This window comes from Pseudomonas sp. DTU_2021_1001937_2_SI_NGA_ILE_001, from assembly GCF_032463525.1.
Taxonomy (GTDB): domain Bacteria; phylum Pseudomonadota; class Gammaproteobacteria; order Pseudomonadales; family Pseudomonadaceae; genus Aquipseudomonas.
In genome coordinates, this window is record NZ_CP135971.1 from 5049425 (window position 1) to 5076296 (window position 26872).

At 64.1% G+C, this 26872-nt stretch carries 30 protein-coding genes; 14 read left to right on the forward strand and 16 right to left on the reverse strand.

All coding sequences use genetic code 11. The features are described 5' to 3' along the window. Positions 1 to 132: 132 nt before the first annotated feature. Complete coding sequence (gene apbC / locus RRX38_RS22115) at positions 133 to 1227, forward strand: iron-sulfur cluster carrier protein ApbC (RefSeq protein ID WP_315960672.1); 1095 nt, start codon at positions 133 to 135, stop codon at positions 1225 to 1227. A gap of 116 nt (positions 1228 to 1343) precedes the next feature. Here apbC and RRX38_RS22120 read toward each other — a convergent pair whose 3' ends face one another. After that, entirely contained in the window at positions 1344 to 1553 is a 210-nt protein-coding gene (locus tag RRX38_RS22120; protein ID WP_295470953.1) for a cold-shock protein, read from the reverse strand. 304 nt (positions 1554 to 1857) lie between these two features. On the opposite strand from RRX38_RS22120, the gene dcd reads away from it, so the two are divergent. Continuing rightward, a complete protein-coding gene (dcd, locus tag RRX38_RS22125; protein ID WP_011059604.1) occupies positions 1858 to 2424 on the forward strand; it encodes a dCTP deaminase in 567 nt (188 codons plus the stop codon). 111 nt (positions 2425 to 2535) lie between these two features. Beyond that, positions 2536 to 2748, forward strand: coding sequence for a hypothetical protein (locus RRX38_RS22130; RefSeq protein WP_295470948.1), 213 nt, complete (start codon positions 2536 to 2538; stop codon positions 2746 to 2748). 3 nt (positions 2749 to 2751) lie between these two features. Here the strand turns inward: RRX38_RS22130 and pdeM are convergent, their stop codons facing one another. The 9 genes from pdeM to RRX38_RS22175 form a co-directional block, all read right to left on the reverse strand. After that, positions 2752 to 3408, reverse strand: a complete 657-nt coding sequence (gene pdeM, locus RRX38_RS22135; RefSeq protein WP_315960673.1) for a ligase-associated DNA damage response endonuclease PdeM — start codon at positions 3406 to 3408, stop codon at positions 2752 to 2754. Beyond that, complete coding sequence (locus tag RRX38_RS22140; RefSeq protein WP_315960674.1) at positions 3405 to 5879, reverse strand: ligase-associated DNA damage response DEXH box helicase; 2475 nt, start codon at positions 5877 to 5879, stop codon at positions 3405 to 3407. The genes pdeM and RRX38_RS22140 overlap by 4 nt, the downstream gene beginning before the upstream one ends. Before the next feature lie 99 nt (positions 5880 to 5978). Further along, positions 5979 to 6743, reverse strand: coding sequence for an ABC transporter ATP-binding protein (locus RRX38_RS22145; protein WP_295470944.1), 765 nt, complete (start codon positions 6741 to 6743; stop codon positions 5979 to 5981). 8 nt (positions 6744 to 6751) lie between these two features. After that, the gene (locus RRX38_RS22150; protein ID WP_315960676.1) at positions 6752 to 7864 is read right to left on the reverse strand and encodes a M14 family metallopeptidase; all 1113 of its coding nucleotides are present in this window, start codon (positions 7862 to 7864) and stop codon (positions 6752 to 6754) included. 9 nt (positions 7865 to 7873) lie between these two features. Continuing rightward, positions 7874 to 8584 (reverse strand): ABC transporter permease, encoded by a 711-nt coding sequence (locus RRX38_RS22155; protein WP_315960677.1) that lies wholly within the window; start codon positions 8582 to 8584, stop codon positions 7874 to 7876. Then, positions 8581 to 9309 carry an ABC transporter permease gene (locus RRX38_RS22160; RefSeq protein ID WP_295470940.1) on the reverse strand — a complete coding sequence of 243 codons (729 nt, stop codon included), beginning with the start codon at positions 9307 to 9309 and terminating at the stop codon, positions 8581 to 8583. Before RRX38_RS22160 ends, RRX38_RS22155 begins: the two co-directional genes overlap by 4 nt. Before the next feature lie 189 nt (positions 9310 to 9498). Beyond that, positions 9499 to 10281, reverse strand: coding sequence for a transporter substrate-binding domain-containing protein (locus RRX38_RS22165; RefSeq protein WP_295470938.1), 783 nt, complete (start codon positions 10279 to 10281; stop codon positions 9499 to 9501). 251 nt (positions 10282 to 10532) lie between these two features. After that, complete coding sequence (locus tag RRX38_RS22170; protein WP_315960678.1) at positions 10533 to 12233, reverse strand: ATP-dependent DNA ligase; 1701 nt, start codon at positions 12231 to 12233, stop codon at positions 10533 to 10535. Further along, positions 12230 to 13252, reverse strand: coding sequence for a ligase-associated DNA damage response exonuclease (locus tag RRX38_RS22175; protein ID WP_315960679.1), 1023 nt, complete (start codon positions 13250 to 13252; stop codon positions 12230 to 12232). Before RRX38_RS22175 ends, RRX38_RS22170 begins: the two co-directional genes overlap by 4 nt. 274 nt (positions 13253 to 13526) lie before the next feature. Here RRX38_RS22175 and RRX38_RS22180 point away from each other — a divergent pair, with 274 nt between their 5' ends. Together RRX38_RS22180 and RRX38_RS22185 are read left to right on the forward strand one after the other, a co-directional pair. After that, entirely contained in the window at positions 13527 to 14846 is a 1320-nt protein-coding gene (locus RRX38_RS22180) for a DEAD/DEAH box helicase (RefSeq protein WP_315960680.1), read from the forward strand. 123 nt (positions 14847 to 14969) lie between these two features. After that, positions 14970 to 15371 (forward strand): transcriptional regulator, encoded by a 402-nt coding sequence (locus RRX38_RS22185; protein WP_315960681.1) that lies wholly within the window; start codon positions 14970 to 14972, stop codon positions 15369 to 15371. A gap of 150 nt (positions 15372 to 15521) precedes the next feature. Here RRX38_RS22185 and RRX38_RS22190 read toward each other — a convergent pair whose 3' ends face one another. After that, positions 15522 to 16388 carry a DUF6279 family lipoprotein gene (locus tag RRX38_RS22190; protein WP_315960682.1) on the reverse strand — a complete coding sequence of 289 codons (867 nt, stop codon included), beginning with the start codon at positions 16386 to 16388 and terminating at the stop codon, positions 15522 to 15524. 103 nt (positions 16389 to 16491) lie between these two features. After that, positions 16492 to 17214: a TorF family putative porin gene (locus tag RRX38_RS22195; RefSeq protein WP_315962723.1), complete on the reverse strand. Its 723-nt coding sequence runs from the start codon at positions 17212 to 17214 to the stop codon at positions 16492 to 16494. A gap of 240 nt (positions 17215 to 17454) precedes the next feature. Between RRX38_RS22195 and RRX38_RS22200 the strand changes: the two genes are divergently transcribed. Continuing rightward, positions 17455 to 18300 (forward strand): S1 RNA-binding domain-containing protein, encoded by an 846-nt coding sequence (locus tag RRX38_RS22200; RefSeq protein WP_295470928.1) that lies wholly within the window; start codon positions 17455 to 17457, stop codon positions 18298 to 18300. Here RRX38_RS22200 and RRX38_RS22205 read toward each other — a convergent pair. Continuing rightward, the gene (locus tag RRX38_RS22205; RefSeq protein ID WP_315960683.1) at positions 18289 to 18921 is read right to left on the reverse strand and encodes a DsbA family protein; all 633 of its coding nucleotides are present in this window, start codon (positions 18919 to 18921) and stop codon (positions 18289 to 18291) included. The two genes, RRX38_RS22200 and RRX38_RS22205, sit on opposite strands and share 12 nt — an antisense overlap. A 144-nt stretch (positions 18922 to 19065) precedes the next feature. Next, positions 19066 to 19440, reverse strand: a complete 375-nt coding sequence (locus RRX38_RS22210; protein WP_295470925.1) for a hypothetical protein — start codon at positions 19438 to 19440, stop codon at positions 19066 to 19068. A gap of 185 nt (positions 19441 to 19625) precedes the next feature. Between RRX38_RS22210 and RRX38_RS22215 the strand changes: the two genes are divergently transcribed. From RRX38_RS22215 to def, 3 genes are all read left to right on the forward strand, one after another. Next, a complete protein-coding gene (locus RRX38_RS22215; RefSeq protein WP_315960684.1) occupies positions 19626 to 19817 on the forward strand; it encodes a CsbD family protein in 192 nt (63 codons plus the stop codon). Positions 19818 to 20049: 232 nt separating this feature from the next. After that, positions 20050 to 20991, forward strand: coding sequence for a YihY/virulence factor BrkB family protein (locus tag RRX38_RS22220; RefSeq protein WP_295470920.1), 942 nt, complete (start codon positions 20050 to 20052; stop codon positions 20989 to 20991). A gap of 61 nt (positions 20992 to 21052) precedes the next feature. After that, positions 21053 to 21592: a peptide deformylase gene (gene def / locus RRX38_RS22225; protein WP_315960685.1), complete on the forward strand. Its 540-nt coding sequence runs from the start codon at positions 21053 to 21055 to the stop codon at positions 21590 to 21592. Here the strand turns inward: def and RRX38_RS22230 are convergent. Beyond that, on the reverse strand, positions 21546 to 21995 hold the full coding sequence (locus RRX38_RS22230) for a GNAT family N-acetyltransferase (RefSeq protein WP_315962724.1): 450 nt from the start codon (positions 21993 to 21995) through the stop codon (positions 21546 to 21548). The genes def and RRX38_RS22230 overlap by 47 nt on opposite strands. A 65-nt stretch (positions 21996 to 22060) precedes the next feature. On the opposite strand from RRX38_RS22230, the gene RRX38_RS22235 reads away from it, so the two are divergent. Beyond that, entirely contained in the window at positions 22061 to 22606 is a 546-nt protein-coding gene (locus RRX38_RS22235; protein WP_295470917.1) for a GNAT family N-acetyltransferase, read from the forward strand. 222 nt (positions 22607 to 22828) lie between these two features. Beyond that, complete coding sequence (locus tag RRX38_RS22240) at positions 22829 to 23302, forward strand: hypothetical protein (protein WP_315962725.1); 474 nt, start codon at positions 22829 to 22831, stop codon at positions 23300 to 23302. A gap of 5 nt (positions 23303 to 23307) precedes the next feature. Here RRX38_RS22240 and RRX38_RS22245 read toward each other — a convergent pair whose 3' ends face one another. Then, on the reverse strand, positions 23308 to 24297 hold the full coding sequence (locus RRX38_RS22245; RefSeq protein ID WP_315960686.1) for a diaminopimelate epimerase: 990 nt from the start codon (positions 24295 to 24297) through the stop codon (positions 23308 to 23310). A gap of 128 nt (positions 24298 to 24425) precedes the next feature. On the opposite strand from RRX38_RS22245, the gene RRX38_RS22250 reads away from it, so the two are divergent. The 3 genes from RRX38_RS22250 (at position 24426) to RRX38_RS22260 (ending at position 26859) form a co-directional block, all read left to right on the forward strand. After that, the gene (locus RRX38_RS22250) at positions 24426 to 25244 is read left to right on the forward strand and encodes an alpha/beta hydrolase (RefSeq protein WP_315960687.1); all 819 of its coding nucleotides are present in this window, start codon (positions 24426 to 24428) and stop codon (positions 25242 to 25244) included. Next, positions 25234 to 26397 carry a PAS domain-containing sensor histidine kinase gene (locus RRX38_RS22255; RefSeq protein ID WP_315960688.1) on the forward strand — a complete coding sequence of 388 codons (1164 nt, stop codon included), beginning with the start codon at positions 25234 to 25236 and terminating at the stop codon, positions 26395 to 26397. The genes RRX38_RS22250 and RRX38_RS22255 overlap by 11 nt, the downstream gene beginning before the upstream one ends. A gap of 138 nt (positions 26398 to 26535) precedes the next feature. Then, a complete protein-coding gene (locus RRX38_RS22260) occupies positions 26536 to 26859 on the forward strand; it encodes a hypothetical protein (protein ID WP_315960689.1) in 324 nt (107 codons plus the stop codon). Positions 26860 to 26872 lie beyond the last annotated feature (13 nt).

The following is a 26872-nucleotide window of genomic DNA, read 5'->3' on the forward strand; positions in this document are numbered from 1 at the left end:
GACCGGCCACTATAAAGGCCCGCGCGTTTTTTTTCACCCTGGCAGCCCTTGACCACGCGAAAGCATGGCACCGCTCGTCATAACGGGTAGGATAGCCGCCTGTTTTACTCAAGTTTCTATTGGAGCCAGTCCATGAGCGCAGTGAGCCGCGCAGCGGTGGAGACGATTCTTCGCCAGTACACCGACCCTTACCTCAACCAGGACCCGGTCAGCGCCGGTTGCGTGCGCACCATCGACATCCAGGGCGGCCAGGTCGAGGTCCAGTTGCAGCTGGGCTATGCCGCCGCACTGTTCAGCAATGGCTGGGCGCAGCTGCTGCGCACCGGCATCGAAGGACTGGAAGGCGTGACGGCGGCGAAGGTCGTGGTCATCACCCAGGTCGAGCCGCACAAGGCCCAGGCGCAGGTGCCGGGCCTGGCTAACGTGAAGAACATCATCGCCGTGGCCTCCGGCAAGGGTGGCGTCGGCAAGTCGACCACCGCCGCCAACCTGGCCCTGGCCCTGGCCCGTGAGGGCGCACGGGTCGGTATTCTCGATGCGGATATCTATGGCCCCAGCCAGGGCATCATGTTCGGTATCCCGGAAGGCACGCGGCCGCAGGTCAAGGACCAGAAGTGGTTCGTGCCGATTCAGGCGCATGGCGTCGAGGTCATGTCCATGGCCTTCCTCACCGACGACAACACCCCGGTGGTGTGGCGCGGCCCCATGGTTTCCGGTGCTTTGCTGCAACTGGTGACCCAGACTGCCTGGAACGACCTGGATTACCTGGTCATCGACATGCCGCCGGGTACCGGCGACATTCAGTTGACCCTGGCGCAGAAGGTCCCGGTGGCGGGCGCTGTGATCGTTACCACGCCTCAGGACCTGGCATTGCTGGACGCCAGGAAGGGCGTGGAGATGTTCCGCAAGGTGAACATTCCGGTGCTGGGCGTGGTGGAGAACATGGCTGTGCACATCTGCTCGAACTGCGGGCATGCCGAGCACCTGTTCGGTGAGGGGGGCGGTGCCAGGCTGGCCAGCCATTACGACGTCGAGCTGCTGGCCTCTCTGCCGCTGTCGATGCTGATCCGCGAACAGGCCGACGGCGGCAAGCCCACCGCGATTGCCGAGCCCGAGAGCCAGATCGCCATGATCTACCAGGAGCTGGCCCGCCAGGTCGGGGCGCGCATCGTCCTGCAAGAAGCCGCCAGCCCGGCGATGCCGAGCATTTCGGTAAGCGACGACTGAGCGGGTGGGGGCGAGCATGCTCGCTCCCTATCACCGAGGTCATGCAGCACATCAAAAAGCGGGCATAAAAAAACCCCGCTTTTTCAAGCGGGGTTTTTCGAGCGAATCAGCGCAAGTTAGATAACTTGTACTTCTTCAGCCTGCATGCCTTTCTGGCCGCGGGTAGCGACGAAGGAAACCTGCTGGCCTTCTTTCAGGGTTTTGAAGCCATCAACCTGGATAGCTTTGAAGTGTACGAACAGGTCGTCACCGGATTGTGGGGTGATGAAGCCGAAGCCTTTTTCATCGTTGAACCACTTGACGGTACCGGTTTGGCGATTGGACATGATGCATCTCCTTGGACAAAGTGAACTGCGGCTCAGGAAATACCCTGGCCGAGACTGAGTGCAAAGAGCTGGAAATTCATGGTGATGGTGATCGGTTTCAACATCTTGTAGAGATTCTCAGTGACACAAGCAACACAGTGGCGCCACCTTAACCCTTTTTCCGGGCAGTGCCAATGGGCAGCCGAGGATTATTTGCATTCGCACGCAATGCCCGTCGGGCGTGGCTTGCGTGCCCTTTGATGGCGGCGCGTCGGACCGGTAAGATGCCCGCATATTTTTCACCACGCTATTTCAGGACACCGCCATGAGCATCAAATCGGACAAGTGGATTCGCCGCATGGCGCAAGAGCACGGCATGATCGAGCCTTTCGTCGAGCGCCAGATGCGCGGTGAAGGCCAGGACCGGCTGATCTCCTTCGGCGTATCGAGCTATGGCTACGACGTGCGCTGCGCAGACGAATTCAAGGTGTTCACCAACATCAACTCGGCGACCGTCGATCCGAAGAATTTCGACGAGAAGAGCTTCGTCGACATCAAGAGCGACGTGTGCATCATCCCGCCGAACTCCTTCGCCCTGGCACGCACCGTGGAGTACTTCCGTATCCCGCGCAACGTGCTGACCATCTGCCTGGGCAAGAGCACCTACGCGCGCTGCGGCATCATCGTCAACGTGACGCCGCTGGAGCCTGAATGGGAAGGCCACGTGACCCTGGAGTTCTCCAACACCACCACGCTGCCGGCGAAGATCTATGCCAACGAGGGCGTGGCGCAGATGCTGTTCCTGGAATCCGACGAAGAGTGCGAAGTGTCGTACAAGGACCGTGGCGGCAAGTACCAGGGCCAGCGCGGCGTGACCTTGCCACGTACCTGAGATCCGATTTCATCGCTTCTTCATGGAATTAATGCCCGTTTTGGCACTCTACTGAGCGAACTGTTCTTCCCCCCACGAGCGAGTGGGTGACCAGACGCTCAGGAGTGACTCATGAAGATCGATTCGAAGCCAGCTTCGCCCAACCCGGGTTCCCTCAACGAGATCGGCCTGTTGGCCTGGTCGTTGTTGGCGGACAACCAACTGAACATGGTAGGGGGCGGCATTCCCGGTCAACCAGCGCCTGACACCCCTCAGCCGCCGCAGCCCGCCGAGCCCGGCGAGCCGACGCTGCCGGACGAGCCACCACCTACCCCGGTGGCCTGACGCCTAGCCCAATTCCCATACGCCGCCATCGCCTGTTACAAACAGGCGATGGCGTTCTTGTGCCTGCACGGCGTAGCCACCGGTGAACTCGCCGAAGGCCGGCAGCAGGCTGACGCGCTCCCCCAGCACGAAGCACGGCAGGCGCAGACGCTGGCGCCCGCGGCCTTGCAGGTGAAAGACCGGGTGTACGTGCCCGGCCAGCACGTGATGGGTGGCATGGGCGTCGGGTTCGTGCTGCAACGCGAACGGTCCCATCAGCAGCGGCGCATCCACCACTTCGATGCCCAGGTAGCCGGGCGGGTCGCCGGCGCGGCTGTCATGGTTGCCGCGAATCAGGCACAGCCCAAGCGCCGCATGCCGCTCTCGCCAGGCGGCCAGGGCCTGCAACGTGGCAGGGGCGTGGGATTGTGGCGCATGCAGAAAGTCGCCGAGGAAGATCAACTGCTCACTCGGGTAGCGCTCCAGCAGCCGGTCGATACGTTGCAGGTTGGCCTGTGTGGTGCCATGCGGCACCGGCTGGCCCAGGCGGCGGTAGGCCGCTGCCTTGCCGAAATGCGCGTCGGCGATCAGCAGGCTGCGTCGCTGCGGGTGGTACAGCGCCTTGTCGGCCAGCAGCCAGAGGGTTTCGCCGGCCAACTGGACGGGCAGGTGTTCGTTCATGCGGTGGTTTCCGGGCCGGCGGCTTTTTCCAGGTCGCGGACCATGCGCGCGATGCGGTCGGCGAGTTTCTCGCTGCTCAGGCTCTCGCGCAGGCGTTCGACCATCAACGGAAAAGCCAGCGGCGTGGCGCGTTTGAGCGGGTGCAGGTCCAGAGGCTGGCGGGCCATCCTTTGCAGGGTGGTCTGCAGGCGCTGGTAGTCCAGTTCCAGGCTCAGCACCTCCTCATGGGCCTGCAGCAGCAGGCCGTTGTCGGCATCGTATTGCTTGAAGACCTCGAAGAACAGCCCGCTGGAGGCCTGCAGCTGGCGGGTGCTTTTCGCCGCGCCGGGGTAGCCGGAAAACACCAGCCCGCCGATGCGGGCGATCTCGCGAAAGCGCCGCTGCGCCAGCTCGCTGGCATTCAGGCTGGCGAGGATGTGCTCGGCCAGGTGCTCTTCGCTGAACAGCTCGCCGCTGTCGAGTAACGCGGCCCAGTCCACTTCGCTGGCGCTGAGCAGCTCCAGGCCATAGTCATTGACCGCCATGGAAAAGCTCAGCGGCTGGCGCTGGCCAAGGCGCCAGGCCAGCAGGCTGGCCAGCCCCAGGTGCACATGGCGACCGGCGAAGGGGTAGAGGAACAGGTGCCAGCCCTCGCGGGACTTCAGGGTTTCGGCCAGCAAGCGGTCGCTTTGCGGTAACGCTGACCATTGCCGCTGCACGTCCAGCAGCGGTCGTACCGCCTGCAGGGGTGGGCTGTCGAAATGGCCATGGGCAGCGGCATCGAACTGCGCCACCACGGCTTCGGCCAATTCGCTGGACAGCGGCATGCGCCCGCCATTCCAGCGCGGTACGGCGGCCTTGCGGCCCGTGGCACGTTTGACGTAGGCGGTCATGTCTTCGACCCGTACCAGCTCCAGCAGCCGCCCCCCGAACAGGAAGTTGTCGCCGGGGCGCAGGCGGGCGATGAAGCCTTCCTCGACGCTGCCCAGTGAACTGGCGCCTTTTTTCCAGTACTTCACCTGGATGCTGGCGTCGCTGACGATGGTGCCGATGCTCATGCGGTGCCGCCGCGCCAGGCGTGCGTCGGGTACGCGCCATATCCCGTGCTGGTCGGGTTCCACGCGGCGGTAGTCGGGGTAGGCGGTCAGTGAGTGACCGCCGTTGCGTACGAAGGCCAGTGCCCATTGCCAATGGGCTGGGTCGAGGTCGCGATAGGCCCACGCGCCCTTGACCTCTTCGTACAGTTCGTCGGGGCGAAAGCCGCCACCCAAGGCCATGCTCACCAGATGCTGCACCAGCACATCCAGGGGCTGATGCGGCGATAGGCGCGGTTCGATCATGCGCGCCGCCACGGCGGCTTCGGCAGCAGCAGCTTCCACCAGCTCCAGGCTGTGGGTCGGTACCAGGGTCACCCGCGAGCGGCGCCCCGGTGCATGGCCGGAACGCCCGGCGCGTTGCATCAGGCGCGCGATACCCTTGGCCGAGCCGATCTGCAGCACGCGTTCGACCGGCAGGAAATCCACGCCCAGATCCAGGCTCGAGGTACACACCACAGCCTTGAGCTGGCCGTCTTTCAGCGCGCGCTCCACCCAGTCGCGCACCTCGCGGGCCAGCGAGCCATGGTGCAGGGCGATCAACCCGGCCCAGTCCGGGCGCGCCTGCAGCAGCGCCTGGTACCACAGCTCCGATTGCGAGCGGGTATTGGTGAACAGTAGGCAACTGCTGCTGGCTTCGACCTCGGCGACCACTTGCTTGAGCATCGACAGGCCCATGTGCCCGGCCCAGGGAAAGCGTTCGATGGCCGGCGGCAGCAGGGTGTCGACCAGCAGGTCCTTGACCACCTTGCCCTGCACGCTGACTCCGGTATCGCCCAGCAGCACCTGGCGGGCGTGTTCCTGGTTGCCCAGGGTCGCGGAAATACCCCACACGATCAGCCTGGGGTTCCAGCGGCGCAGCCGCGCCAGCGCCAGTTGCAACTGCACGCCGCGTTTGTTGCCAAGCAACTCGTGCCATTCGTCGACCACGACCATCTGCAGGTTACCCAGGGCGGCCTGGGCATCGGCGCGGGCCAGCAGCAGGGTCAGGCTTTCCGGGGTGGTTACCAGCGCGCTGGGCAGGCGCCTTCCCTGGCGAGCCCGTTCGCTGCTGGAGATGTCACCGGTGCGCAGGCCCACCGACCAGGGAATGTCCAGGGCCTGCAACGGCGCCAGCAGCGAGCGCTGGGTATCGGCGGCCAGCGCGCGCATCGGGGTGATCCACGCTACCGTCAACGGCGCATTCTTGTCCTTGCCCTTGGCGGGGACGGCGGGGCGTGCGGCGAAGCGTTGTAGCGCCGCCAGCCACACGGCGTAGGTCTTGCCCGAGCCGGTGCTGGCATGCAGCAGGCCGGATTCGCCGCGTTCGACCGCAGCCCAGACCTGCTTCTGGAAGGGGAATGGGCTCCAGCCCAAGGACTCGAACCAGGCTCTTGCGATGTCGGGCGATTTGCTCATGGGCCGCGGTCTGTTCCTTCAAGGGCTCAGACAACAGACCGCGGTGGTGGCCCATTGGTGCAATGGGCTGCCCGCGGTTTCACGCCTTGCGAATGAACGCTACTTGAGGTTGCCGCTGAGGAACTGCTGCAGGCGTTCGCTCTGCGGGTTGTTGAGCACCTGGTCGGGATGGCCGGATTCTTCGATCTGGCCCTTGTGCAGGAACACCACCTGGGTGGCGACCTTGCGCGCAAAGCCCATTTCATGGGTGACCAGGATCATCGTGCGACCTTCCTCGGCCAGGCTCTGGATGACCTTGAGCACTTCGCCGACCAGCTCCGGGTCCAGCGCCGAGGTCGGTTCGTCGAACAGCATGATGTCCGGCTCCATGGCCAGCGCGCGGGCGATTGCCACGCGTTGCTGCTGGCCGCCGGAAAGGAAGGCCGGGTACTGCTCGGCGACCCGCTCTGGCAGGCCGACCTTCTCCAGGTACTTGCGCGCCCGCGCCTCGGCTTCGGCCTTGGGCACGCCCAGCACGCGGCGCGGCGCCATGGTGATGTTCTCCAGCACGGTCATGTGCGCCCACAGGTTGAAATGCTGGAACACCATGGCCAGGCGGGTACGCAGGCGTTGCAGCTCCTCGGGGTCGGCGACGCGCATGCCGTCCTTGTCCTGAACCATGCGCACCGGCTGGCCGTCGAGGCTCATGGCGCCGTCGTTGGGCTGTTCGAGGAAGTTGATGCAGCGCAGGAAGGTGCTCTTGCCCGAGCCGCTGGCGCCGATCAGGCAGATCACATCGCCACTCTGGGCCTTGAGCGAGACGCCCTTGAGCACTTCGTTGTCGCCGTAGCTCTTGTGCAGGCCGTCGATGGTCAGTTTGTACATGTCGGTTCTCATGGCGAAAGAAGGTAGCCGCTGCGCCAGGCCTGGGTGCCGGCGACGTGGGCGATGACCATGCCGGCCGTCGCCATGCGCCGCAGCGAGCGGGCGTAGAGCAGGCCGGCCTGCGGTGCGTGGACCTGGGTCACGGCATCGCTGATGGGGTCGATGATATCGGCGATCAGTTGCCCGGCCTCGACGTACTCGCCGGGCAGCGCGCAGAACACCAGCAACCCGCCGACCGGCGTGGCCACCGGTTCCACCGCCGCCAGCGGTGTGGCCGGGTAGAGCAGTTCGGGCTGGGCGACGGGCTCGCCGTCGACCAGGCCGCGCTCGATCAGGTAGTGGATGATCGCCTGGGCATCACGGCTGGCCACGGCGTGGCTGACGTCGCCCTGGCCGCGCAGCTCCAGGGTCACCGAGAAGCTGCCCATCGGCACACGCTCGCCGAAGCGCTCGCGCAGTTGCCACCAGACCAGGGTGAAGCATTCGTCGAACGACTGTCCGCCCGAATCGGTGGCCAGCATGCTGGCCTGGGCGCCGATGTAGCGCGCCAGCGGCTCGACTTGCGGCCAGGCCTCGGGCGTGGTGTACAGGTGTTCCACCGACTCGAAGTCACAGTGCAGGTCGAGCACCATCTCGGCGTCGCAGGCCAGGCGCTGCAGCACCAGGCGCTGGGACTGCAGCTGGGTCATGGCGACCTGGCGCTCCAGGGCCCGACGCAGGCTGCTGCGGATCAGCGCAGCGTTGTGCGCCGGGTCGTCGCTCAGTTGGTCGTGCAGCTCATCACCCACCTGGCGAGCCAGGTCGACGAAGTGGCGGTTGAAGTTCTGCCCGCTTTCCAGCTCGTAGCGGCCCAGGGGCGTGTCCATCAGCACCTGTTCAAGGCCGATGGGGTTGGCCACGGGTACCACGACTATTTCGGCCTTGAGTTTGCCGGCCCGCTCCAGTTCGTCGAAGCGCTGCTTGAGGTACCAGGCCACCAGCATGCCTGGCAGTTCGTCGGCGTGCAGCGAGGCCTGGATGTAGACCTTGCGGGCCAGGTCCTGCGGCCCGTAGTGGAAGCTGTGGATCTGCCTGGCGGTGCCGGGGACCGGCGACACCAGGGCATGGGTCTGTTGGCGCATGGGGCTGTCCTAGTGAGCGGGGCCGAGAAAGGCCAGCCAGCGGCGTTCGGCCAGGCGAAACAGCCCGACCAGTATGAAGGTGACGCTCAGGTACAGCAGCGCGGCGATGCCGAACGACTGGAAGGTCATGAAGGTTGCCGAGTTGGCGTCGCGCGCCACCTTGAGAATGTCCGGCACGGTGGCGGTGAAGGCCACGGTGGTGGAGTGCAGCATCAGGATCACTTCGTTGCTGTAGTACGGCAGCGAGCGGCGCAGCACCGACGGCATGATCACGTGGGCATACAGCTTCCAGCCCGACAGCCCGTAGGCCTTGGCCGCTTCGACTTCTCCGTGGGCCATGCTGCGGATCGCACCGGCGAAGATCTCGGTGGTGTAGGCACAGGTGTTGAGGGTGAAGGCCAGGATGGTGCAGTTCATCGCATCGCGGAAAAACGCATCGAGCAACGGTTGCTCGCGCACGGCGGCGATGCTGTAGATGCCGGTGTAGCAGATCAGCAGCTGGATATACAGCGGCGTGCCACGGAACACATAGGTGTAGAACTGCACCGGCCAGCGCAGCCAGCGGCGCTCCGAGACCCGTGCGATGGACAGCGGGATCGACAGGCAGAAGCCCATGGCGATGGAGGCGCTGAGCAGCCACATGGTCATGGCCAGGCCGGTGATGTGCACGCCGTCGCTGTACAGGAACGGCTGCCAGTATTCCTTGAGCAGTTCGATCATCGCTTGGCCTCCCGCGTACCCACGGCATAGCGTCGCTCAGCCCAGCGCAGGGCGACGTTGGAGGCGCTGGTGATCATCAGGTAGATGAAGGCCGCCAGGACCAGGAAATAGAACAGCTGGTAGGTGCTCTTGCCAGCGTCCTGGGACGCCTTGACCAGGTCGGCCAGGCCGATGATCGACACCAGCGCGGTGGCCTTGAGCAGCACCTGCCAGTTGTTGCCGATGCCCGGCAGAGCGAAGCGCATCATTTGCGGAAACACCACGTAGCGGAACCGCTGGCCACGCTTGAGACCGTAGGCGATGGCGGCCTCGACCTGCCCGCGCGGCACCGAGAGGATCGCGCCACGGAAGGTCTCAGTGAAATAGGCGCCATAGATGAAGCCCAGGGTGATGACCCCGGCGCTGAACGGGTCGATCTCGATGTATTCCCATTCCATAGCGTCGGTGAGCAGGGTCAGCCCGGTCTGCAGGCTGTAGAAGATCAGCAGCATCAGCACCAGGTCGGGCACGCCGCGAATCAGGGTGGTGTAGACCTGTGCCGGAACACGCAGCAGCGGCGAGCCGGACAGCTTGGCACTGGCGCCGATCAGGCCGAGCAGGATGCTCAGAGCCAGCGAGAAGACGGACAGTTTGACGGTCATCCATGTGCCTTCGAGCAGCAGCGGGCCGAAGCCCCTGAGGCTGAAAGCCGAAAGTCCCAGATGGTTTAGCAGTGTGTCGAGCATGAATGAAGCCTTCAGCAACGAAGGGCACTTCCAGGAAGAGGCTGGGGCAAGGCAGACGTGGCAGCAAACTGTGCAAAAGCCCGTTTCAATCCAGCCATGACCTTGTGGGTCTCTCTTGGAAGAACCCGAAAACGCCCAGGAAAACGGCGGGGGATGATCGCCGAAATCGCTGGGCGCCGGGGGCTTTTTTTATTTGCCGCTGTACAGGTTCAGGTCACCGAAGTGTTTTTTCTGGATGGCGGCGTAGGTGCCGTCATCGTGTAACGCTTTGATACCTTTATTGAGAAGAGCCTTCAGCTCAGTGTTACCTTTGGCGATACCGATGGCGGTCTTGGACGGCAGCAGTTCGCTGTTGACCGGCTCGCTGACCACGTAGTCAGCGCCCTGAGGCGACTTGAGGAAGCCCAGTTCGGCCTGCAGCATGTCCTGGATCGACGCGTCGAGGCGGCCCGACACCAGGTCGGCGTACACCTGGTCCTGGTTGGCGTAGGCTTTGGTGGTCACGCCGGCCTTGTCCAGCACGGCCTTGGCATAGGCTTCCTGGATGGTGCCCTGCTCGTAGCCCACGGTCTTGCCTTTCAGGCTGGCGAGATCGGTAGACAGGCCGGAGCCCTTCTTGAATACCAGCGAGGTTGGGCCGGAGAACAGCTCATCGGAGAAGTCGATGACCTTCTCACGGGCCGGGGTCACGGTCATCGACGAGATCACGCCATCGAACTTACGGGCTTTCAGGCCTGGAATCATGCCGTCGAAATCGCTTTCTACCCACTTGCAGGTGACCTTCAGTTCCTTGCAGATCGCGTTGCCCAGGTCGATGTCGAAGCCTTGCAGGCTGCCGTCGGCGGCCTTGGATTCGAATGGAGCGTAGGACGGATCGACGCCAAAGCGCAGTTCCTTGTATTCCTTGGCCATCGCGCTACCGGCAGCGACGCACAGAGCCAGTGCGGACAGGGTCAACCATGCTTTCTTCATTGTTCGGTCCTATAAGCGAAAGAAGTGCGGCAGCCCCCGAGGGACTGCTACCGGCGGATGCCAGACGGCCATGAGAAAGCAATTTCTGAACCATTGGGACGAACATGCGTTTGAAATGTAAGCGGTTGTCGCATTTTCAACTCTCTCGCTCGGATGCGTATCGACCCTTGGAGGCTGAATCGAACGGGCAGGTAGCGGATCGATGCCCTGCAATGAGGCGGCTGAATTTCAGGGTGACTCGATTTGGTGCGTCAGGCCAGCAGGTCTTGAAGGGTGGCCAGGCTGTCGGCTTCTTCGACCGGCTTGTCATGGCGCCAGCGCAGCATTCTGGGAAAGCGCACGGCGATGCCGCTCTTGTGGCGTTTTGACAAGGCGATGCCTTCGAAGCCCAGCTCGAACACCAGGGTCGGGGTGACGCTGCGCACCGGGCCGAACTTTTCCACCGTGGTCTTGCGGATGATTGCATCGACCTTGCGCATTTCTTCGTCGGTCAGCCCCGAATAGGCCTTGGCGAACGGCACCAGCGTGCGCTCGCGGGCCTCGGGCGGGCCGTCCCAGACGGCGAAGGTGTAGTCGCTGTACAGGCTGGCACGGCGGCCATGGCCACGCTGGGCGTAGATCAGCACGGCATCGACGCTGAACGGGTCGAGTTTCCACTTCCACCACACGCCCATGTCCTTGGTGCGTCCGACGCCATAAAGCGCCTCGCGGGCCTTGAGCATCATGCCCTCGACGCCCAGGCGCCGAGCGTCTTCGCGCAGCCGGGCGAGGTCATGCCAGTTCTGGCCGTGCAATACCGGGGAAGCCAGCAAGACCGCGCTGCGGCTGTCGGCGATCAACCGGTCCAGCTGGGCGCGGCGCGCGTGCTGCGGGTGGCTGCGCCAGTCGTGACCCTGCCACTCCAGCAGGTCGTAGCCCAGCAGTACGACCGGGGCGTCGGCGAGGATCTTCTTGCCCAGGGTCTTGCGCCCGATGCGTTGTTGCAGCAGGGCGAAGGGTTGCACCCAAGGCTCGGCCTCGGGCAGCGGATCGAGGCTGAACGCCGACTGTTCGGCAGGGGGCGCTGCGGGCGCCTTCCACACCACGATCTCACCGTCGATCACGGTGCCATCCGGTAACACCTGGGCCAGGCTGTGCAGCTCCGGAAAGCGCTCGGTGACCAGCTCTTCGCCGCGTGACCAGATCCATAGCCTGCCGTCGCGCTTGACCACCTGCGCGCGGATGCCATCCCACTTCCACTCCACCAGCCAGTCCTGCACCGACCCCAGCAGGGTGTCGAACTGCTCCACCGGCTGCTGCAGCGCATGGGCGAGAAAGAACGGGTAGGGCTGACCACCGCGCTGGGCATGTTCATCGGTCGACTCCGGCGCGATCAGGCGGTGGAAGGATGCTGCACCAGGGCGGTGCGAAAGGTCCGTGTAGCCGACCAGCCGTTGTGCAACCCGCTTGCTGTCCAGCCCGGCGAGGTACGCCAGGGCGCGGGTGACCAGCAGCTTGGAGACGCCGACCCGGAAGCTGCCGGTAATCAGCTTGATGCACACCATCAGGCTGCTGCGATCCAGCTGCGCCCACAGCGCTGGCAGGCGCTGCGCCAGTTCCTCTGCTGGCAGGCCGCGCAACGGCAGCAGGCGTTGTTCCAGCCAGATCGCCAGGCCGGCGTCGTCACCCTGTTCGGCATGGGGCAACAACAGCGACAGCGTCTCGGCCAGATCGCCTACCGCCTGGTAGCTTTCCTCGAACAGCCAGGTTGGCAGGCCGCTCAGCTCGGTGGCCTGTTCGCGCAGCACACGGGTCGGCACCAGTTGCCGGGGCCGCCCTCCGGCGAGAAAGTACACGGCCCAGGCGGCGTCTTCGGCAGGGGCCTGGGCAAAATAGTCGTGCAGCGCGGCGAGTTTGGCGTTGCTGGAGGTGGTGGCGTCCAGGCGCGCATAGAGTTCGGCGAAGGCCTTCATGCCGTGCTCTCCTCGGCTTGTGCGGGGGCGTCGTCTTCCTCGCCGTACTCGGTGTCGAAGCCCTGGGCATCCAGGCCCTGCTCACGCAGGTAGCGCACCAGGATCGGCACCGAGCCGTGGGTGACCATCACTCGTTCGGCACCGGTCTGTTCGATGGCCCACAGCAGGCCCGGCCAGTCGGCGTGGTCGGAGAGTACGAAGCCACGGTCCACTCCGCGTCGGCGACGGGGGCCGCGCAGCATCATCCAGCCACTGGCGAAGGCGTCGCTGTAGTCGCCGAAACGCTTCATCCAGGTACTGCCGCCAGCCGAGGGCGGGGCAATGATCAGTGCCTGACGCAAGGCCGGGTCGGTTTTCTTGAAATCACCGGCGTACTGGGTGGGCGGAATATGATTGCCGCCGGCGCGGTAGACGCGATTGAGCGGTTCGACCGAGCCGTGGGCGAGGATCGGGCCGATGCTCGAATCGATGCCGTGCAGGATGCGCTGGGCCTTGCCGAAGGCATAGGCGAACAGCACGCTGGCCTTGCCCTGGGCCGCGTTGGCGCGCCACCAGTCGTTGATTCCGGCAAAGATCTGCGCCTGGGGCGCCCAGCGATAGATCGGCAGGCCGAAGGTCGATTCGGTGATGAAGGTATGGCAGCGCACCGGTTCGAAGGCCGCACAGGTGCCGTCGGGTTCGACCTTGTAGTCACCGGAAGCCACCCACACTTCGCCACGGTACTCCAGGCGCACCTGCGCCGAGCCCAGCACATGCCCGGCCGGATGCAGGCTGAGGGTCACGCCGTGGTGGTTGAGCGCTTCGCCGTATTGCAGCGTCTGCAGATTGATGTCCTGGCCCAGGCGCCAGCGCAATATGCCCTCGCCACTCGCGGCCGCCAGGTAATGGCTGCTGCCGGTACGGGCATGGTCGCCGTGGCCGTGGGTGATCACTGCGCGTTGCACCGGGCGCCAGGGGTCGATGTAGAAATCACCGGGTGGGCAATACAGGCCTTCGGGGCGCGCGACGACGAGATCCATGGGGTAACTATCCTGCAGGGCTTGCCTGTTATGAACCGGCCGGCCACGTACAAGTTCGATGCAGGTACGGCCTGTGCCGTGCGGTTTGGCCGCTTTCGGCCTGCTGCAGGGGCTTTGGCCGCGAAACGCTTCGCGGCTGAAGCCGCTCCTGTCGTCCAGCGGTTGGTGGCATCCCGACAGAAAAAACACCGGGCGTGGTAAAGAAACTCGGACTCGGCGCGGGAAACCGTTACGCTATGCGGCTGTATCTTTGTATTTCTTCGAGGTAGTACCCGTGTTTTCCGAATTGCCCCTGCACGAACGCCTGCTCAAAGCCGTGGAAGAGCTGAAGTTTGCCGAGCCCACGCCTGTGCAGGCTGCGGCCATCCCCCTGGCATTGCAAGGGCACGACCTGCGTGTGACGGCGCAGACTGGCAGCGGCAAGACCGCTGCATTCGTATTGCCGATTCTCAACCGCCTGATCGGCCCGGCCCAGCGCCGCGTCGACATTCGCGCGCTGATCCTGCTTCCGACCCGCGAGCTGGCCCAGCAGACCCTCAAGGAAGTCGAGCGCTTCGCGCAGTTCACCTTCCTCAAGGCCGGGCTGATCACCGGCGGCGAAGACTTCAAGGTCCAGGCTGCCATGCTGCGCAAGGTGCCGGACATCCTCATCGGCACCCCCGGGCGCATGCTCGAACACCTCAATGCCGGTCACCTGGAACTGGACAAGGTCGAAGTGCTGGTCTTCGACGAGGCCGACCGCATGCTCGACATGGGCTTTGCCGAAGACGTCGAGCGCCTCACCGATGAATGCCCGAACCGCCAGCAGACCCTGCTGTTCTCGGCCACCACCGGTGGCAATGCGCTGCGCGAGATGACCCAGAAGGTCCTGCGCGAGCCCAAGCACCTGCTGCTCAACCAGGTCAGCGAATTGGCCGAGGGCATTCGCCAGCAGGTCATCACCGCCGACCACGACCAGCACAAGGAAGCGCTCATTCATTGGCTGGTGACTAACGAGACCTTCCAGAAGGCGATCATTTTCACCAATACCAAGGCTTGGGCCGACCGTCTCTACGGGCGCCTGGTGGCGCAGGACATCAAGGCCTTCGTATTGCACGGCGACAAGGACCAGAAGGACCGCAAGGCTGCCATCGACCGCTTCAAGCAGGGCGGCTCCAAGGTGCTGGTGGCCACCGACGTCGCGGCCCGTGGCCTGGACATCGAGGGCCTGGACCTGGTGATCAACTTCGACATGCCGCGCAGCGGCGACGACTATGTTCACCGCGTGGGCCGTACCGGCCGTGCGGGCGGTGAAGGCCTGGCCATTTCGCTGATCACCCATAACGACTGGAACCTGATGTCGAGCATCGAGCGCTACCTGAAGCAGAGCTTCGAGCGCCGCGTCATCAAGGAGCTGAAGGGCACCTACAGCGGGCCGAAGAAGGTCAAGGCATCCGGCAAGGCAGCTGGCACCAAGAAGAAAAAGACCGAGGCCAAAGGCGACAAGAAAAAAGCCCCGGCCAAGCGCAAGCCGGCCAGCAAGCCAAAATCCGAACTGGTCAGCCAGGACGGCCTGGCGCCGCTGAAAAAGCGCAAGGCGCCTGCTGCGGAGTAAGCCTCGCTGCACCGCCCGGCGCATTTGCTGAACGCCGGGCCAGCCCCTCGGTCACAACCGATGAAGCCGCCCGTGGCCGGATGTCACGGGCTTTTCATCCATGTTGGACGGAGGTGCAGCACCATGGCTTACGATTGGGACCTTATCGAACGTCTGCTTCATGAAGTGCAGAACGGCGCAGGGCAATCCTTCGCGCCGCGTCAGTATGCCGAAGACCATGCCCAGGCCATGGCCGCGCAGGGCGAATCCGAAGGCGATGTTGACCACCTGAAGAAACAGGCGTCGGACCTTGAGGCCTTGCTGGTGGAACGTGGCTATATCGAGCCACGGCCGCGTGAAGAAGGCGGCACCGGCACCAATTTCATCCTCACCCCCCGCGGCTCCAGCCTGCTGGCGATGATCGACAGCAGCATCCCCGGAAATACCCACCCACGTCAGGTGCTGGACGAACAGGCCGATGGCCTGGATCCGGCGACCTTCGACAGCATCGCCGCCAAACCCCAGGTGGCCGGGCCGGTCTGGTAGACCGATCGCTTCGCCGCAAACGCCTCATTTGAGTTGAGGGAGCGAGCTTGCTCGCGAAGGGCCTGCACACCGCGCAGAGCCTTTTCGCGAACAAGCTCGCTCGCTATAACCGGCCTGCGAAGGAACACGCGTTTCAACGGATGACGCGACTCAATTGGCGGCGGTCTTCAGGCAATTCAGGTCGGCGAAGTCACTGCGCATGTCGGCAATACGCTTGAGCAGGCGCTGGCGTTGCGCCGGGGTGCTCATGGCGTAGATGTCCACGAACAGGCTGATCGCCGCCTGCTCGGTACGCGCATAGGCTTCCCGGTAATCCGCTGTCCAGAAGGTCTGGCGGTCCTGCAGCAGTGCACTGATACGCGGTGCGAAGTCTGGCTGGTCGCGATGGCGCACCGCGTCGAGGAAGCGGCTTTGCCAGTTGGCGCGGTTCGCCAGCCAGGCCTGGTTCTGCTCACCCAGCGAAGCCGACCACTGTTGCACGCGGGCTTTCTGCGCAGCACTGAGCGATCCCAGCCAGGGCGACAGGCGTTTCTGCATCCGCTCGGCGCGTTCGGCGATCTGCTCGTCCAGGGGCTGGTCCAGGTATTCCTTCTGCCGCTTGCGCTGATCCCGTTCGAAGGCTTCCTGCATCTCCTGCACCTGGCGGTCGTCGAGGCGCCCGAGCAACTCCACCGCCGAAGGGGTGACCTGCCGGGCAATGCGAGCAATGGCCTGTTCCGCCTCGCGGGTGCGGGCCTGCAGTCCGGCAGCGGTGACCTGGTCGTCGCGCACCATCTGCTCCAGGCCGTCGAGCCAGGTCAGGTAACCCGGCAGCTCGGTGCTGCAATGCCATTGCAAATGCTGTTTGAGGCGTTCGTCGAGCCAGCTTTTCTGCTCGCCCTTGACCTTGAGGTAGTCGCTCAGCGACCAGGGGATGATCACGTCCAGGTTGCGGTACGCCAGGCTCATCTGGGTACAACCGCTCAACAGACCGACAACCATCAACAACGAAATGAAGACTTTCGGCAGGTAACCCATAAGCACTCCTTGCGCAGGCAAAGCAGTAGAGGCTACTCGGACGGAGCAGTTCAATGCAGTCGTACAGCGCAGGTGTGAGTGTAGGGCTTGTGCTTGTAGGGCGTCAGAAGAGCGCTCGCACTGCCTTGATGGTCAGGGTCTGTTCGCAGCGGGGATTATGCCCGCTGTACAGGTTGCAGCTGTCGCCCGACAGGCTGGAATCGCTGTAGATGAGGTTCATGTCGATGCCCAGCCAGGGCCTGGAGAGTTTCAGCGACCAGTCGTTGAAACCGCCGATCATGCTGCCGTCGTCGGCGCTCTGCAGGGTATCGAAACGGTGCGTGGCGTATTGCATGCGCACGTTCATGCCCAGTTGCTCGATGCTGCCCAGGTCGACGAACAGGGTGCTGTTGGTGGTGCCGGTATCGTTGCTGAAGGCCGCACCCAGGCGGCTGTCGAGGATGCGCAACCCGGCATACAGTTCGTTGCTGGCGACCTGCGCGGTGTCCGGATAGCTGTAGCGGATCACGCCGACTTCATAGCCGAGGGTCTGGTCGAACGGCTTCTTGAAGCCCAGGTAGGAGTCCAGCTCGGCGGTGGTGTCCGGAGCCAGGCCGAGGTTGGGCGACCACTGGCCGAAATACACACCGCTCTCGTGGGTCAGGTCGAGGCCACCGTGAAAGGAGCCTGCACCATTGGAGGGCGTTACCAACCCCTGGGCCATGCTGCGCGTCGGCGTGGTGCCGAGCTTCAGGGCAAAGTCGCCCAGGCTTCGCTCCATGACTTGAGCGCAAACCGATTGGCTGATCAGGGCGGCACCGAGCAACGGCACCAGAAAACGGAACATGGGCATGGCGCACTCCAGGTAGTGGGCGAGGAGTGTGGGAATCAGGGTTTGGGGTGCTAAACAGCTGCTTGAGGTCACGCAAGGCGCGTGCCAGAGCCTTCGCAAGGATACCGATGAAAATCCGCAACGTATGACCGTTCGTCGATCCGCAGGCAAATGGCCGACCGGCACCGGCCTGTGGCGACGCAGTGGGCCTGCACCGGTTAGAATGCGCGCCACGCAATTCAGAGTGATCGGCACATGGCTTTAATCGGGCGCTTCAACAGCTTGCAGATCGTCAAGCACACCAGTTTCGGGTTGTACCTGGACGGTGGTGCGGACGGTGAGATTCTTTTGCCCAACCGCTATATCCCCAAAGACGTTCCCACCGAAGTGGATGACTGGCTGAACGTGTTCATCTACCTCGACAGCGACGACAAGCTGATCGCTACCACCCTCAAGCCGAAGATCCAGGTTGGCGGTTTCGCCAGTCTCAAGGCGGTGCAGGTCAACAATATCGGCGTGTTCCTCGACTGGGGCCTGCCCAAGGACCTGCTGCTACCGTTCTCGGAAGAAAAGCGCCAGATGCAGGCCGGTGACTACTGCGTGGTGCATGCTTATCTGGACAAGCACACCCGGCGCATCACCGCGACCTCGCGGCTGGACCGTTATCTGGACAAGACCCCGGCGCGCTACAGTGCGGGGCAGGCCGTCGACCTGCTGGTGGTCGAGCGCACCGACATGGGCTTCAAGGCGATCATCGAGAACAGCCACTGGGGCCTGATCCACAAGAACGAAGTGTTCAAGTTCCTGCGCCCCGGCATGCGCGAGAAGGGCTACATCAAGGAAGTTCGCGCTGACGGCAAGATCAGCCTCAGCCTGCAACCGGTGGGCGCTGAAGCGGCCGAAGGTCTGGCCGGGCAGATTCTCGCCCGTCTGCGTGACAACGGTGGCGTACTGGCGGTGAGTGACAAGAGCGAGCCGCAGGTCATCAGCGACCTGTTCGGGGTCAGCAAGGGCAATTTCAAGAAGGCCATCGGCGGCCTGTACAAGCAGGGCGCAATCGTCATCCATGCCGATCGCATCGAACTGGCCTCAGGCCAGTAAGGCATCGATCGCTTCGGTCAGGCGTTGCAGGGGCTGGGTGCCACTGAGCACTCGTGCCTCACAGAGCGGCTGGTCGACCCGGCGCAACAGCATCACCGGTACGGCGCGCAAGCCCAGGTCGTTGGCCATCGCCTCATCGCGCATCACCTCCGGCCGCTGATCGCCTTCGCGCAGGCTTTGCTCCAGTGCGCCGCGCGGCAGGCCCACCGCTTCGGCGGTGGCGACCAGCACGGCGCTCTGGCCGATGTCCTGACCCTCTTCGAAGAACGCGCGGAACAAGGCGCGGTGCAGCTCGCTGAAATGGCCGTGGCCATGGGCAAAGTGCGCCGCTTCCTGGGCCAGGCGGCTGCGCGGCTGGATGGTCGGCATGCGCATTGGCAAACGGCGCCGGTCGGCCATGGGCAGCACCGCGCGGCTCCAAGTCATGCGCAGGTAATCGGCGTTCGGGTCGGGCAGGCTCAGTGGCTCGGGGCGCAGTTCGAAAGCGTGCCAGTGCCAGTCGATGGACGCGCCGTAGCGGTTCTGCAGTTCTTCGAGCAGGGGCAGTTGCAGATAGCAGAAAGGGCAGACGTAGTCGCTCCATACGTCTGCCCTGAGGGTCGGTTCCATACCGGTGTTCATTCCCGAGACTCCATGACAGTTACAGCAGTGACTGTCCGGTCTCGGTAAAAGGTCCGCTGATTGCCAGTCGTGGGGCCTGAACGGTTGTCGAGGGGGCTGTGAGGAGCGTGGGCTTGGCGCTGCCGGCCACGCTCGCAGCCTGCATCAGGCCTGGAGAAACACCGCAAAGCCCAGCTGGCTGCCCTTGGGGCGCAGGTCCTGGAGTAACGAGTCGCGGTCGGCGGATAGCTCCAGGCTGATGCTCGCCTTGCGCTTGCCGGCGTTGCGCACTTCCATCTCGCTGATGTGCGCGCGCAGGAAGTTGGTCGGCACCTTGAGGTGCTGCAGTTGCTCCGGCTCAGCGGTGTACAGCAGCAGGTTCAGCCACTCGGTGCTTTTGAGCTGGCTCACCGGCAGGTCGAACCACCAGATATTGCGCTTGCGGTCCAGGATCGCGAAGTGGCTGTTGTCGGCGGTCAATGCCGTGCCGCCGAGTTGCTGGTTACGGCGGTCGATGGCCTGCTTCTTGTCGAGTTTCATGAATGGGTCCGTGCACGTGCTGGGCTGCGCATTGTCGCACAAACCCCGTTCAGGACGCGGCGACGAACGGAAAAACCACTGGGGAAAATAATTGAAACTCCTGCGCGAGGCCCTCGGTCCATCGAAATGTCGGGGTTATCACGACATCCTTCAGCAACGGGGCCCAGAGGCCCGGGAGAGTCTTCATGAGCAGTACCAGCGATAAAGTCAAAGGCATGGTCAATGAAGCGGTAGGGAACGTCAAACAGGGCGTCGGCAAGGCGACCGATAACGATAAGCTGCGCGCCGAAGGCAAGGGTCAGGAAATCAAGGGGCGCGGCGAGCAGGCCCGTGGCAAGGCCAAGGATGCAATCAAGAAAGGCGTCGACAAGGCCTGATTGCCTTGCCTCTGGCCGCCCGCTGCGGCTGACGCGCATTCGCTATCCAGCCGGCTGTGGTGCTTGCCGCCCACAGCCGGCTTTTTCTTGCCTGACGCCGGTCGAACCCCCGTCGGGGTTGCCGGTCTATTGCACAGCATCGGTTGAATACTGTCAGACTGATACGACGCCTGTTTGCACAGCGATGTGCCGTGTTTCTCCCTGAAAGGGTATGGCCGCAAAAGGAGACGCCATGTTTTTTCCCCACTTGCGTGGTCTGCCACCGGGCAAGGTGCTGGTGCGCACTGTCACCGAGTTCGTCAACGACGAGATGTCAACCTATGCCTCGGCGCTGGCGTATCAGGCACTGTTTTCGCTGTTTCCCTTCCTGCTGTTTCTCATCGCCCTGATCGGCTTCCTGCATCTGCCGGATTTCTTCACCTGGCTGCGCCTGCAGTCGGAGCTGGTGCTGCCGCCCCAGGCGCTGGAGCAGGTCAATCCGGTCATCGACCAGTTGCAGCAGTCCAAGGGCGGCTTGCTCTCGGTGGGTATCGTCATCGCTCTGTGGACTGCTTCGGCGGGCGTACGGCTGATGATGAGCGCCATGAACGCGGCCTATGACGTGGTCGAAGGGCGGCCGATCTGGAAGCGCCTGCCGCTGTCGATTCTCTACACCGTGGGCATCGCCGTGATGCTGCTGGCCGCTGCAGGGCTGATGGTCACCGGTCCGCAGGTGATGAACTGGTTCGCCGCGCATCTGGGCATCGAGGACTTCATCGTCACCCTGTGGACCCTGCTGCGCTGGCCGCTGATCATCATCCTGATGATGGTCGTGGTGGCGGTGGTCTATTACGTGATGCCCGACGTCAAGCAGGAGTTTCGTTTCATCACTCCCGGCTCGGTGCTGGCGGTGGTGGTGTGGATCATCGCCTCGCTGGGCTTCAGCTTTTACCTGAAGACCTTCGCCGACTACAACGCCATGTACGGCAGCATCGGGGCGATCATCGTGTTGCTGCTGTATTTCTACATCTCGGCGGCGGTGCTGCTGCTGGGGGCGGAAATGAATGCAGTGATCGAGCACATGTCGCAAGAAGGCAAGGACAGCGGCGAAAAAGTACCTGGCGATGGCGGCGTGGAGGCGTGCGGCGACGACGAGCCTGGCGTAGGGGGGGCGCACGCCGCGCCGCGTACCTGATGGATTGTGCCGTCAGCTGTGGCAGCATGTCGGCTCATACCATTGCGAAAAAGGGACTGCGATGATCCGCGAGATTCTCAAGATGGGCGACCCGCGCCTGCTGCGCATCGCCCAGCCGGTGCCGGAAAGCCTGTTCGGCAGCCATGAGCTGCAAGCCCTGATCGACGACATGTTCGACACCATGCACAGCGTCGGTGGGGTCGGTCTGGCTGCACCGCAGATCGGCGTCGACCTGCAACTGGTGATTTTCGGCTTCGAGCGCAGCGTGCGCTATCCGCAGGCCGAAGCGGTGCCGCGCACCATTCTGCTCAACCCGGTGATCACGCCGCTGGAGCCGACCCTGGAAGCCGGCTGGGAAGGTTGCCTGTCGGTGCCGGGCCTGCGTGGCCAGGTGCAGCGTTACCGACACATCCGCTACGAGGGCTTCGACCCTTCCGGCGAGGCGATCCAGCGGACTGCCGAAGGCTTCCACGCGCGGGTGGTGCAGCATGAGTGCGACCACCTGATCGGCCGCCTGTACCCCTCGCGAATCACCGATTTCAGCCAGTTCGGCTTTACCGAAGTGTTGTTTCCCGAGCTTGATCCACAGGCGGATGACTGACCCGCAGCATGGCCAGCAGCGCCTTGTGTTGCTGGTAGCGCGCCAGGCGTTCGCGGAGCCTGGCCGGTAGCTCGGGCGCCAGCGTGAAGCCCCGCCGTGCGTAGAACGCCGTCAGCGAAGGATGGCAGAACAGCCACAGGGGGCCGGGTTGTTCAGCCTGGGCACCATCGATCAGGCACCCGGCCACGCCTTGGCCTTGCCAGGCGGGGGCCACGAACAGGCCGGTCAGCCAGTGGCCGTGGTCGACCGGGGTCAGGCACAGCGCGCCAATGATCTGCGCCTGGCGCGCCACCCAGGCCTGGCCGCCGGCCGGCAGGCGCATCGGCGAACGGTGGCTGCGGTAGAACTTGTCCAGCAGCGGTCGTGACGCGTCGGGCAGGCGTTCGATGGAAATTTCGGGCATGGGCGCGTGGGCAAAAGCAGGCATGATAGCGGCAGGCTCGCTGATCATCACCCCGGAATCTGCTCATGCCCGCATCTGCCGACTTCACCCCCTTGCCCACCGAACGCCTCTTGCTGCGTGGCTTCGAGGCCGATGACCTGGCCGAACTGGCCGCGCTGCTCGCCGATCCCCAGGTCATGCGCTACTCGGTGCGTGGCGTGATGAGCACAGCGGCCAGCGCCGAATTTCTTGACCACTGTCGCAACACCCTGCAAAGCCAGGGCTGGGGGCCGCTGGCGGTGATCGAGCGCCGCAGCGGCTGCCTGGCCGGGTTCTGTGGAGTGAGTAGCGAATGCTTCGAGGGCGTGGATGAAGTCATGCTGGGTTATCGCTTCGCTCCGGGGTTCTGGGGGCGTGGCCTGGCCAGCGAGGCGGTTGCTGCCGTGCTCGAACGGCTGTTCGTCGGGTCGGGGCCGGAGTCGGTGCTGGCCGTGGTGCAGCCGGAGAACCTGGCGTCGCTGCGGGTGCTGCACAAGAACGGTTTCACTGGGTTCGTGAATGCGCGCTATCACGGCCTCGGCGTGCGGGTCTATCGCCTGCGTCGGGCCGACTGGCCGGGCAGGCGTTGCTGATAACGGCATATCGGGACTGGATACGACCTTTTACATGTCACTTCCGGACTTTTGCTGCTAGGTTCAGAGATCGGCCAGGGCCTATCGGCCTTGATTGTTCCGAGCCTCTCCAGGCTCATCACGGCGGTGGGAGCCTTTTCGCGGCCGAAGCCGCTTCTGAAGACCCACAGCGACCCACGCAGACCCAAACCACAGGGAGGGGCGATGAAAGACAGCAAAGCCATGCCCCTGTCGGGCCTGCTTGCCGGCCTGGCGATCTCGCTGGGGCTGGCTACCAGCGGTGTGCGTGCCGATGAAACCGACGACACGGCGCTGGCCTTCGTTCAGCAGCGCCACCTGGGCGAGGGCCTGGGCTGGCTCAGCTATCAGCTGGCTTCACGTACTGCGGTGTTCGCCAGCCTGGTCGACACCCTGGGCAAGCCCCGCGCGCAAGCCCTGGTGCAAAGCGAGTTGCAGCGCCTGCAGCCGTTGTATCAAGGGCAATGGGAGCAGAACCTGGCCAGCGCCTATGCGCACTCGTTTTCCGCCGAGGAGCTGCGCCAGCTCAACGAAGGGCAGGGCGACGCGACGCTCAGAAGCCGCCTGAAAGCGCGCAACAACGAAGTCAGCCAGGAAATGAAGGCGCGCTCGTCCGACCTGCTCAGCGAGTTCGTCAACCGCGCCCTGCAAAACGCGCAGAACAGCCTGACGCCCTGAGTTATTCAGACCCGCACCGCCACCCCGAACAACGCCACGCTGCTCAACTGCCCGTTCTGCTCGGTGAGGCACAGCGGCGCGGTGCCGCCCGGCATGCGTACCTGAACCTCGCCTGCGCTGACCAGACCCGCCGCCCAGGCCGCGCAGGCGACTGCGCTGGCGCTGGTGCCGGATGATGCCGTAGGTCCTTCGCCGCGCTCGAACACCCTGGCCTCCAGCACGCCCGGAGCCAGCTTGCAGGCCCACTGCAGGTTGATACCGGCCGGGCAGGGATCGCCGCGGCCCTGTGCACCCGCGGCAAAGGCGATGCGGGTCAGCGCGGTGCCCAGCGCAGTTTCATGCAGGGCGGCGAATTCCGGCAGCTGGCTGGCGTCCGCCAGCAAGGTCACGCAATGCGGATTGCCGACGCGCACGAACAGGCTGTGGACCCAGGCTGCGTTGACTGCCGCCAGCGGCGCTACACGCTGCACCGGCCTGTCGTTGAACTGGCCTGGCGCGATGGATTCGGCGCGAGCGGCCACGGCGTCAGGACCGAAGCACGGGGCGCCCAGGCCCAGCCAGAAGCCCTGCACACCGTCGTGTGTACCTGGCCGGATGTCGGTCTGCACGGGTGAGGGTATGCCGCTGTGATGAACTTGCACACTGAACGCCTGGCTATCGACCAGGCCGCTGTCGGTCAGGGCCTGGGCAAAGATGGTCAGGCCGTTGCCGCTGCGTTCGGCCAGGGTGCCGTCGGTGTTGACGATCAGCAGTTCGAAGGGCGCCTGCGTCTGGAACGGCCCCACCAGCAGGCCATCGCTACGGTGCGCCTTGGCCCCTTCCGGGCGCGTGCCGGTGGGCCAGTCACAGATCGCGGCGATGGCCTGGGGTGTCCAATGCCGAGCGTCGCGCGCTGCGGTATCGGGGCGTTCGGGAACGGGCACGCCCAGGGCGCGCAGGGCCTGGGGGGTGACCACTGCGTAGCGGTTGCCACGGGCATCGTAGATTCGGGTCATGGTGGGGGTACTGAATGGTGGGCTTGACGCATTCTGCACGCTTGCGCAGGTGAAGGGTGGTAATCTCAACGCAATATCACGGTCGGACGCGTGGTCCGCGAGAAGCCGCCCTGTCAAGGAATCCAGGCATGCAGCTGCAACAGCGCAATAACGTGACGGTAATGGGCCACGGCCCGATCACCCTGATCTTCGGCCACGGCTTTGGCTGCGACCAGCGCATGTGGCGCTTCGTGGCGCCCGGTTTCGCTGACCGCTACCGCGTCGTGCTGTACGACCTGGTCGGCAGCGGAGGTTCCGACCTGCATGCCTACTACCGGCACAAGTATGAAAGGCTTGAAGGCTACGCGGCGGACCTGCTGGAAATCATCGAGCAGTTCGCCGAGGGGCCGGTGGTGCTGATCGGCCATTCGGTGAGCGCGATGATCGGTGTACTGGCCGACCGCATGCGCCCCGGCGTGGTGGCCGCCCATGTGATGGTCGGGCCTTCGCCACGCTATCTCGACGACGAAGGCTATGTGGGTGGTTTCACCCGCGCTGACATCGATTCGCTGCTCGATACCCTGGAAAGCAACTACCTGGGCTGGTCCAGCACCATGGCTCCGTCGATCATGGGCGCCCCCGACCGGCCCGAGCTGGGAGAGGAACTGACCAGCAGCTTCTGCCGTACCGACCCGGCCATCGCCCGGCATTTCGCCGGCGTGACCTTCCTCTCCGACAACCGCAAGGAAGTACAGGGCCTGACTACGCCGAGCCTCATCCTGCAGTGCAGCGATGACCTCATCGCGCCGGTCGAGGTCGGTGACTACCTGCACGCAGCCATGCCCGGCAGCGTATTGTGCCTGGTCGAGAACATCGGCCATTGTCCGCACATGAGCGCACCGGACGCCTGTGCCGAGGCCATTGAGCGTTTCCTCGACGCCGGCCCGGGTCGCCCTCATGCCGCCTGATGAATTGCCAGACGCCGAAACCTGGCTGGACGAAGCACCCTGCGGGATGCTGCTGACCACCAGCAACGGTCGCATCGAGCGGGTCAACCAGACCTTCTGCAACTGGCTGGGGCGCGAGCGCGAGACCTTGCTGGGCCAGCGCTTCCAGAACCTGCTGAGCATGGGTGGCAAGATCTTCTGCCAGACCCACTGGTATCCGCTGCTGCAGATGCGTGGCTCGGTGTCGGAGATCAAACTGGAGCTTATCCATGCCGATGGCCGGCACCTGCCGATGATGCTCAATGCACTGCGTCGCGAAGGGGCCGCTTGCTCCTACCATCAGCTGGCGCTGTTCATGGCCGAAGAGCGCAACCTCTACGAACGCGAACTGCTGGCAGCGCGCAAGCTGGCCGAAGAACTGCTGCAGCAGCAGTTGGCCGCGCAAAAGGAACTCAACTCGGCGCAGAACCGCCTGCGTCTGGCGCATGCCGAGTCGCAGATTCGCGCGACCTTCGCCGAGCAGATGATCGGTATCGTCAGCCACGACCTGCGTAACCCACTGACGGCTATCAAAATGGCCTCGGGCCTGCTCGATCGGCTGGTGGAAGATGAACGGCACAAGCGTGTGGCAGGGCACATTACCCATGCGGTAGACCGAGCCAGCCGATTGATCGCCGACCTGCTGGACTTCACCCAAGCCCGAGTGGGCCAGGGGCTTTCGGTCAATCAGCAAGCCATCGACCTGCACGCGGTAATCGGGCGTTGTGTCGAAGAGCTGCGCCTGGCGTTCCCAGAGCGGCGCCTGGTGCACCTTCGTGAGGGTGAAGGACGATGCAACGCGGATGCCGACCGCCTGTTCCAGGTGGTCAGTAACTTGGTGGGCAATGCCATCAGCTATGGCAACCCTGACAGTGACGTCACCGTGACCTCGGGGTTCGGCAGCAAAGGCAGCCGTGTGTCGGTGCACAACCATGGCGAGCCGATTCCGGTCGAACGCCAGGATGAACTGTTCGAACCCCTGGTGCGTGGCACCGCCAATGAACACAGCCGTAGCGTCGGCCTGGGGCTGTTCATCGTGCGCGAGATCGCGCGTGCCCACTTTGGCGAGATCAGTGTGCAATCGAATGCCGAACAGGGGACGACCTTCACCGTGCGCCTGCCCAAGGTGTTCTGAAGCGCCTCTGCCTGCTGACCAGTCTTGTTACAAAAGCCTGACTACAGGTCTCTTGCCAGTGTGGGGGGGCTGGCCGAACCTGTTCGGGCATTTGTTTTCAAACGCCTGAGCCCTTCACATTCCGCAGGCAGGACAACCATGAAGCCTTTTGTGCGATACCTCGCCCTGGCGTTGCTGCTGGCCGGCCCCTCATGGAGCGTGGCGCAGCCCTTAAGCGGCAGTGGCGCCGACGCCGGCAACCCCTACAACAGCCCGATCAAGCGCGCCAGCCCTAATAGCCGTCAGGGCACGCAGTCGATCACGCCCTCGGCCCCTGGTGTCAACACCGCGCCCACTGTACGTCCGCCGACCTTGGAAAATGGCGGAATCCGCAATGGCTACCCGACCCGTCAGCAGGCGCCGGTGCCACCCCCTGATACGCCGCGCTTCAACCCGCCGGATCGTGGCACGCCTACCCGATGATCTTACGAATGGA

Coding starts and splice junctions, on each gene's coding strand:
- RRX38_RS22185 (WP_315960681.1), top strand. CDS start 14,970: ATGGCTTACGATTGGGACCTTATCGAACGTCTGCTTCATGAAGTGCAG.
- RRX38_RS22140 (WP_315960674.1), bottom strand. CDS start 5,879: ATGAGCAAATCGCCCGACATCGCAAGAGCCTGGTTCGAGTCCTTGGGC.
- RRX38_RS22215 (WP_315960684.1), top strand. CDS start 19,626: ATGAGCAGTACCAGCGATAAAGTCAAAGGCATGGTCAATGAAGCGGTA.
- RRX38_RS22195 (WP_315962723.1), bottom strand. CDS start 17,214: ATGTTCCGTTTTCTGGTGCCGTTGCTCGGTGCCGCCCTGATCAGCCAA.
- RRX38_RS22240 (WP_315962725.1), top strand. CDS start 22,829: ATGCCCCTGTCGGGCCTGCTTGCCGGCCTGGCGATCTCGCTGGGGCTG.
- RRX38_RS22130 (WP_295470948.1), top strand. CDS start 2,536: ATGAAGATCGATTCGAAGCCAGCTTCGCCCAACCCGGGTTCCCTCAAC.
- RRX38_RS22255 (WP_315960688.1), top strand. CDS start 25,234: ATGCCGCCTGATGAATTGCCAGACGCCGAAACCTGGCTGGACGAAGCA.
- pdeM (WP_315960673.1), bottom strand. CDS start 3,408: ATGAACGAACACCTGCCCGTCCAGTTGGCCGGCGAAACCCTCTGGCTG.
- RRX38_RS22210 (WP_295470925.1), bottom strand. CDS start 19,440: ATGAAACTCGACAAGAAGCAGGCCATCGACCGCCGTAACCAGCAACTC.
- RRX38_RS22150 (WP_315960676.1), bottom strand. CDS start 7,864: ATGCGCCAACAGACCCATGCCCTGGTGTCGCCGGTCCCCGGCACCGCC.
- RRX38_RS22190 (WP_315960682.1), bottom strand. CDS start 16,388: ATGGGTTACCTGCCGAAAGTCTTCATTTCGTTGTTGATGGTTGTCGGT.
- RRX38_RS22170 (WP_315960678.1), bottom strand. CDS start 12,233: ATGAAGGCCTTCGCCGAACTCTATGCGCGCCTGGACGCCACCACCTCC.
- RRX38_RS22235 (WP_295470917.1), top strand. CDS start 22,061: ATGCCCGCATCTGCCGACTTCACCCCCTTGCCCACCGAACGCCTCTTG.
- RRX38_RS22200 (WP_295470928.1), top strand. CDS start 17,455: ATGGCTTTAATCGGGCGCTTCAACAGCTTGCAGATCGTCAAGCACACC.
- RRX38_RS22250 (WP_315960687.1), top strand. CDS start 24,426: ATGCAGCTGCAACAGCGCAATAACGTGACGGTAATGGGCCACGGCCCG.
- dcd (WP_011059604.1), top strand. CDS start 1,858: ATGAGCATCAAATCGGACAAGTGGATTCGCCGCATGGCGCAAGAGCAC.
- RRX38_RS22175 (WP_315960679.1), bottom strand. CDS start 13,252: ATGGATCTCGTCGTCGCGCGCCCCGAAGGCCTGTATTGCCCACCCGGT.
- RRX38_RS22165 (WP_295470938.1), bottom strand. CDS start 10,281: ATGAAGAAAGCATGGTTGACCCTGTCCGCACTGGCTCTGTGCGTCGCT.
- RRX38_RS22120 (WP_295470953.1), bottom strand. CDS start 1,553: ATGTCCAATCGCCAAACCGGTACCGTCAAGTGGTTCAACGATGAAAAA.
- RRX38_RS22205 (WP_315960683.1), bottom strand. CDS start 18,921: ATGAACACCGGTATGGAACCGACCCTCAGGGCAGACGTATGGAGCGAC.
- RRX38_RS22160 (WP_295470940.1), bottom strand. CDS start 9,309: ATGCTCGACACACTGCTAAACCATCTGGGACTTTCGGCTTTCAGCCTC.
- RRX38_RS22260 (WP_315960689.1), top strand. CDS start 26,536: ATGAAGCCTTTTGTGCGATACCTCGCCCTGGCGTTGCTGCTGGCCGGC.
- RRX38_RS22155 (WP_315960677.1), bottom strand. CDS start 8,584: ATGATCGAACTGCTCAAGGAATACTGGCAGCCGTTCCTGTACAGCGAC.
- def (WP_315960685.1), top strand. CDS start 21,053: ATGATCCGCGAGATTCTCAAGATGGGCGACCCGCGCCTGCTGCGCATC.
- RRX38_RS22145 (WP_295470944.1), bottom strand. CDS start 6,743: ATGTACAAACTGACCATCGACGGCCTGCACAAGAGCTACGGCGACAAC.
- RRX38_RS22245 (WP_315960686.1), bottom strand. CDS start 24,297: ATGACCCGAATCTACGATGCCCGTGGCAACCGCTACGCAGTGGTCACC.
- apbC (WP_315960672.1), top strand. CDS start 133: ATGAGCGCAGTGAGCCGCGCAGCGGTGGAGACGATTCTTCGCCAGTAC.
- RRX38_RS22230 (WP_315962724.1), bottom strand. CDS start 21,995: ATGCCCGAAATTTCCATCGAACGCCTGCCCGACGCGTCACGACCGCTG.
- RRX38_RS22220 (WP_295470920.1), top strand. CDS start 20,050: ATGTTTTTTCCCCACTTGCGTGGTCTGCCACCGGGCAAGGTGCTGGTG.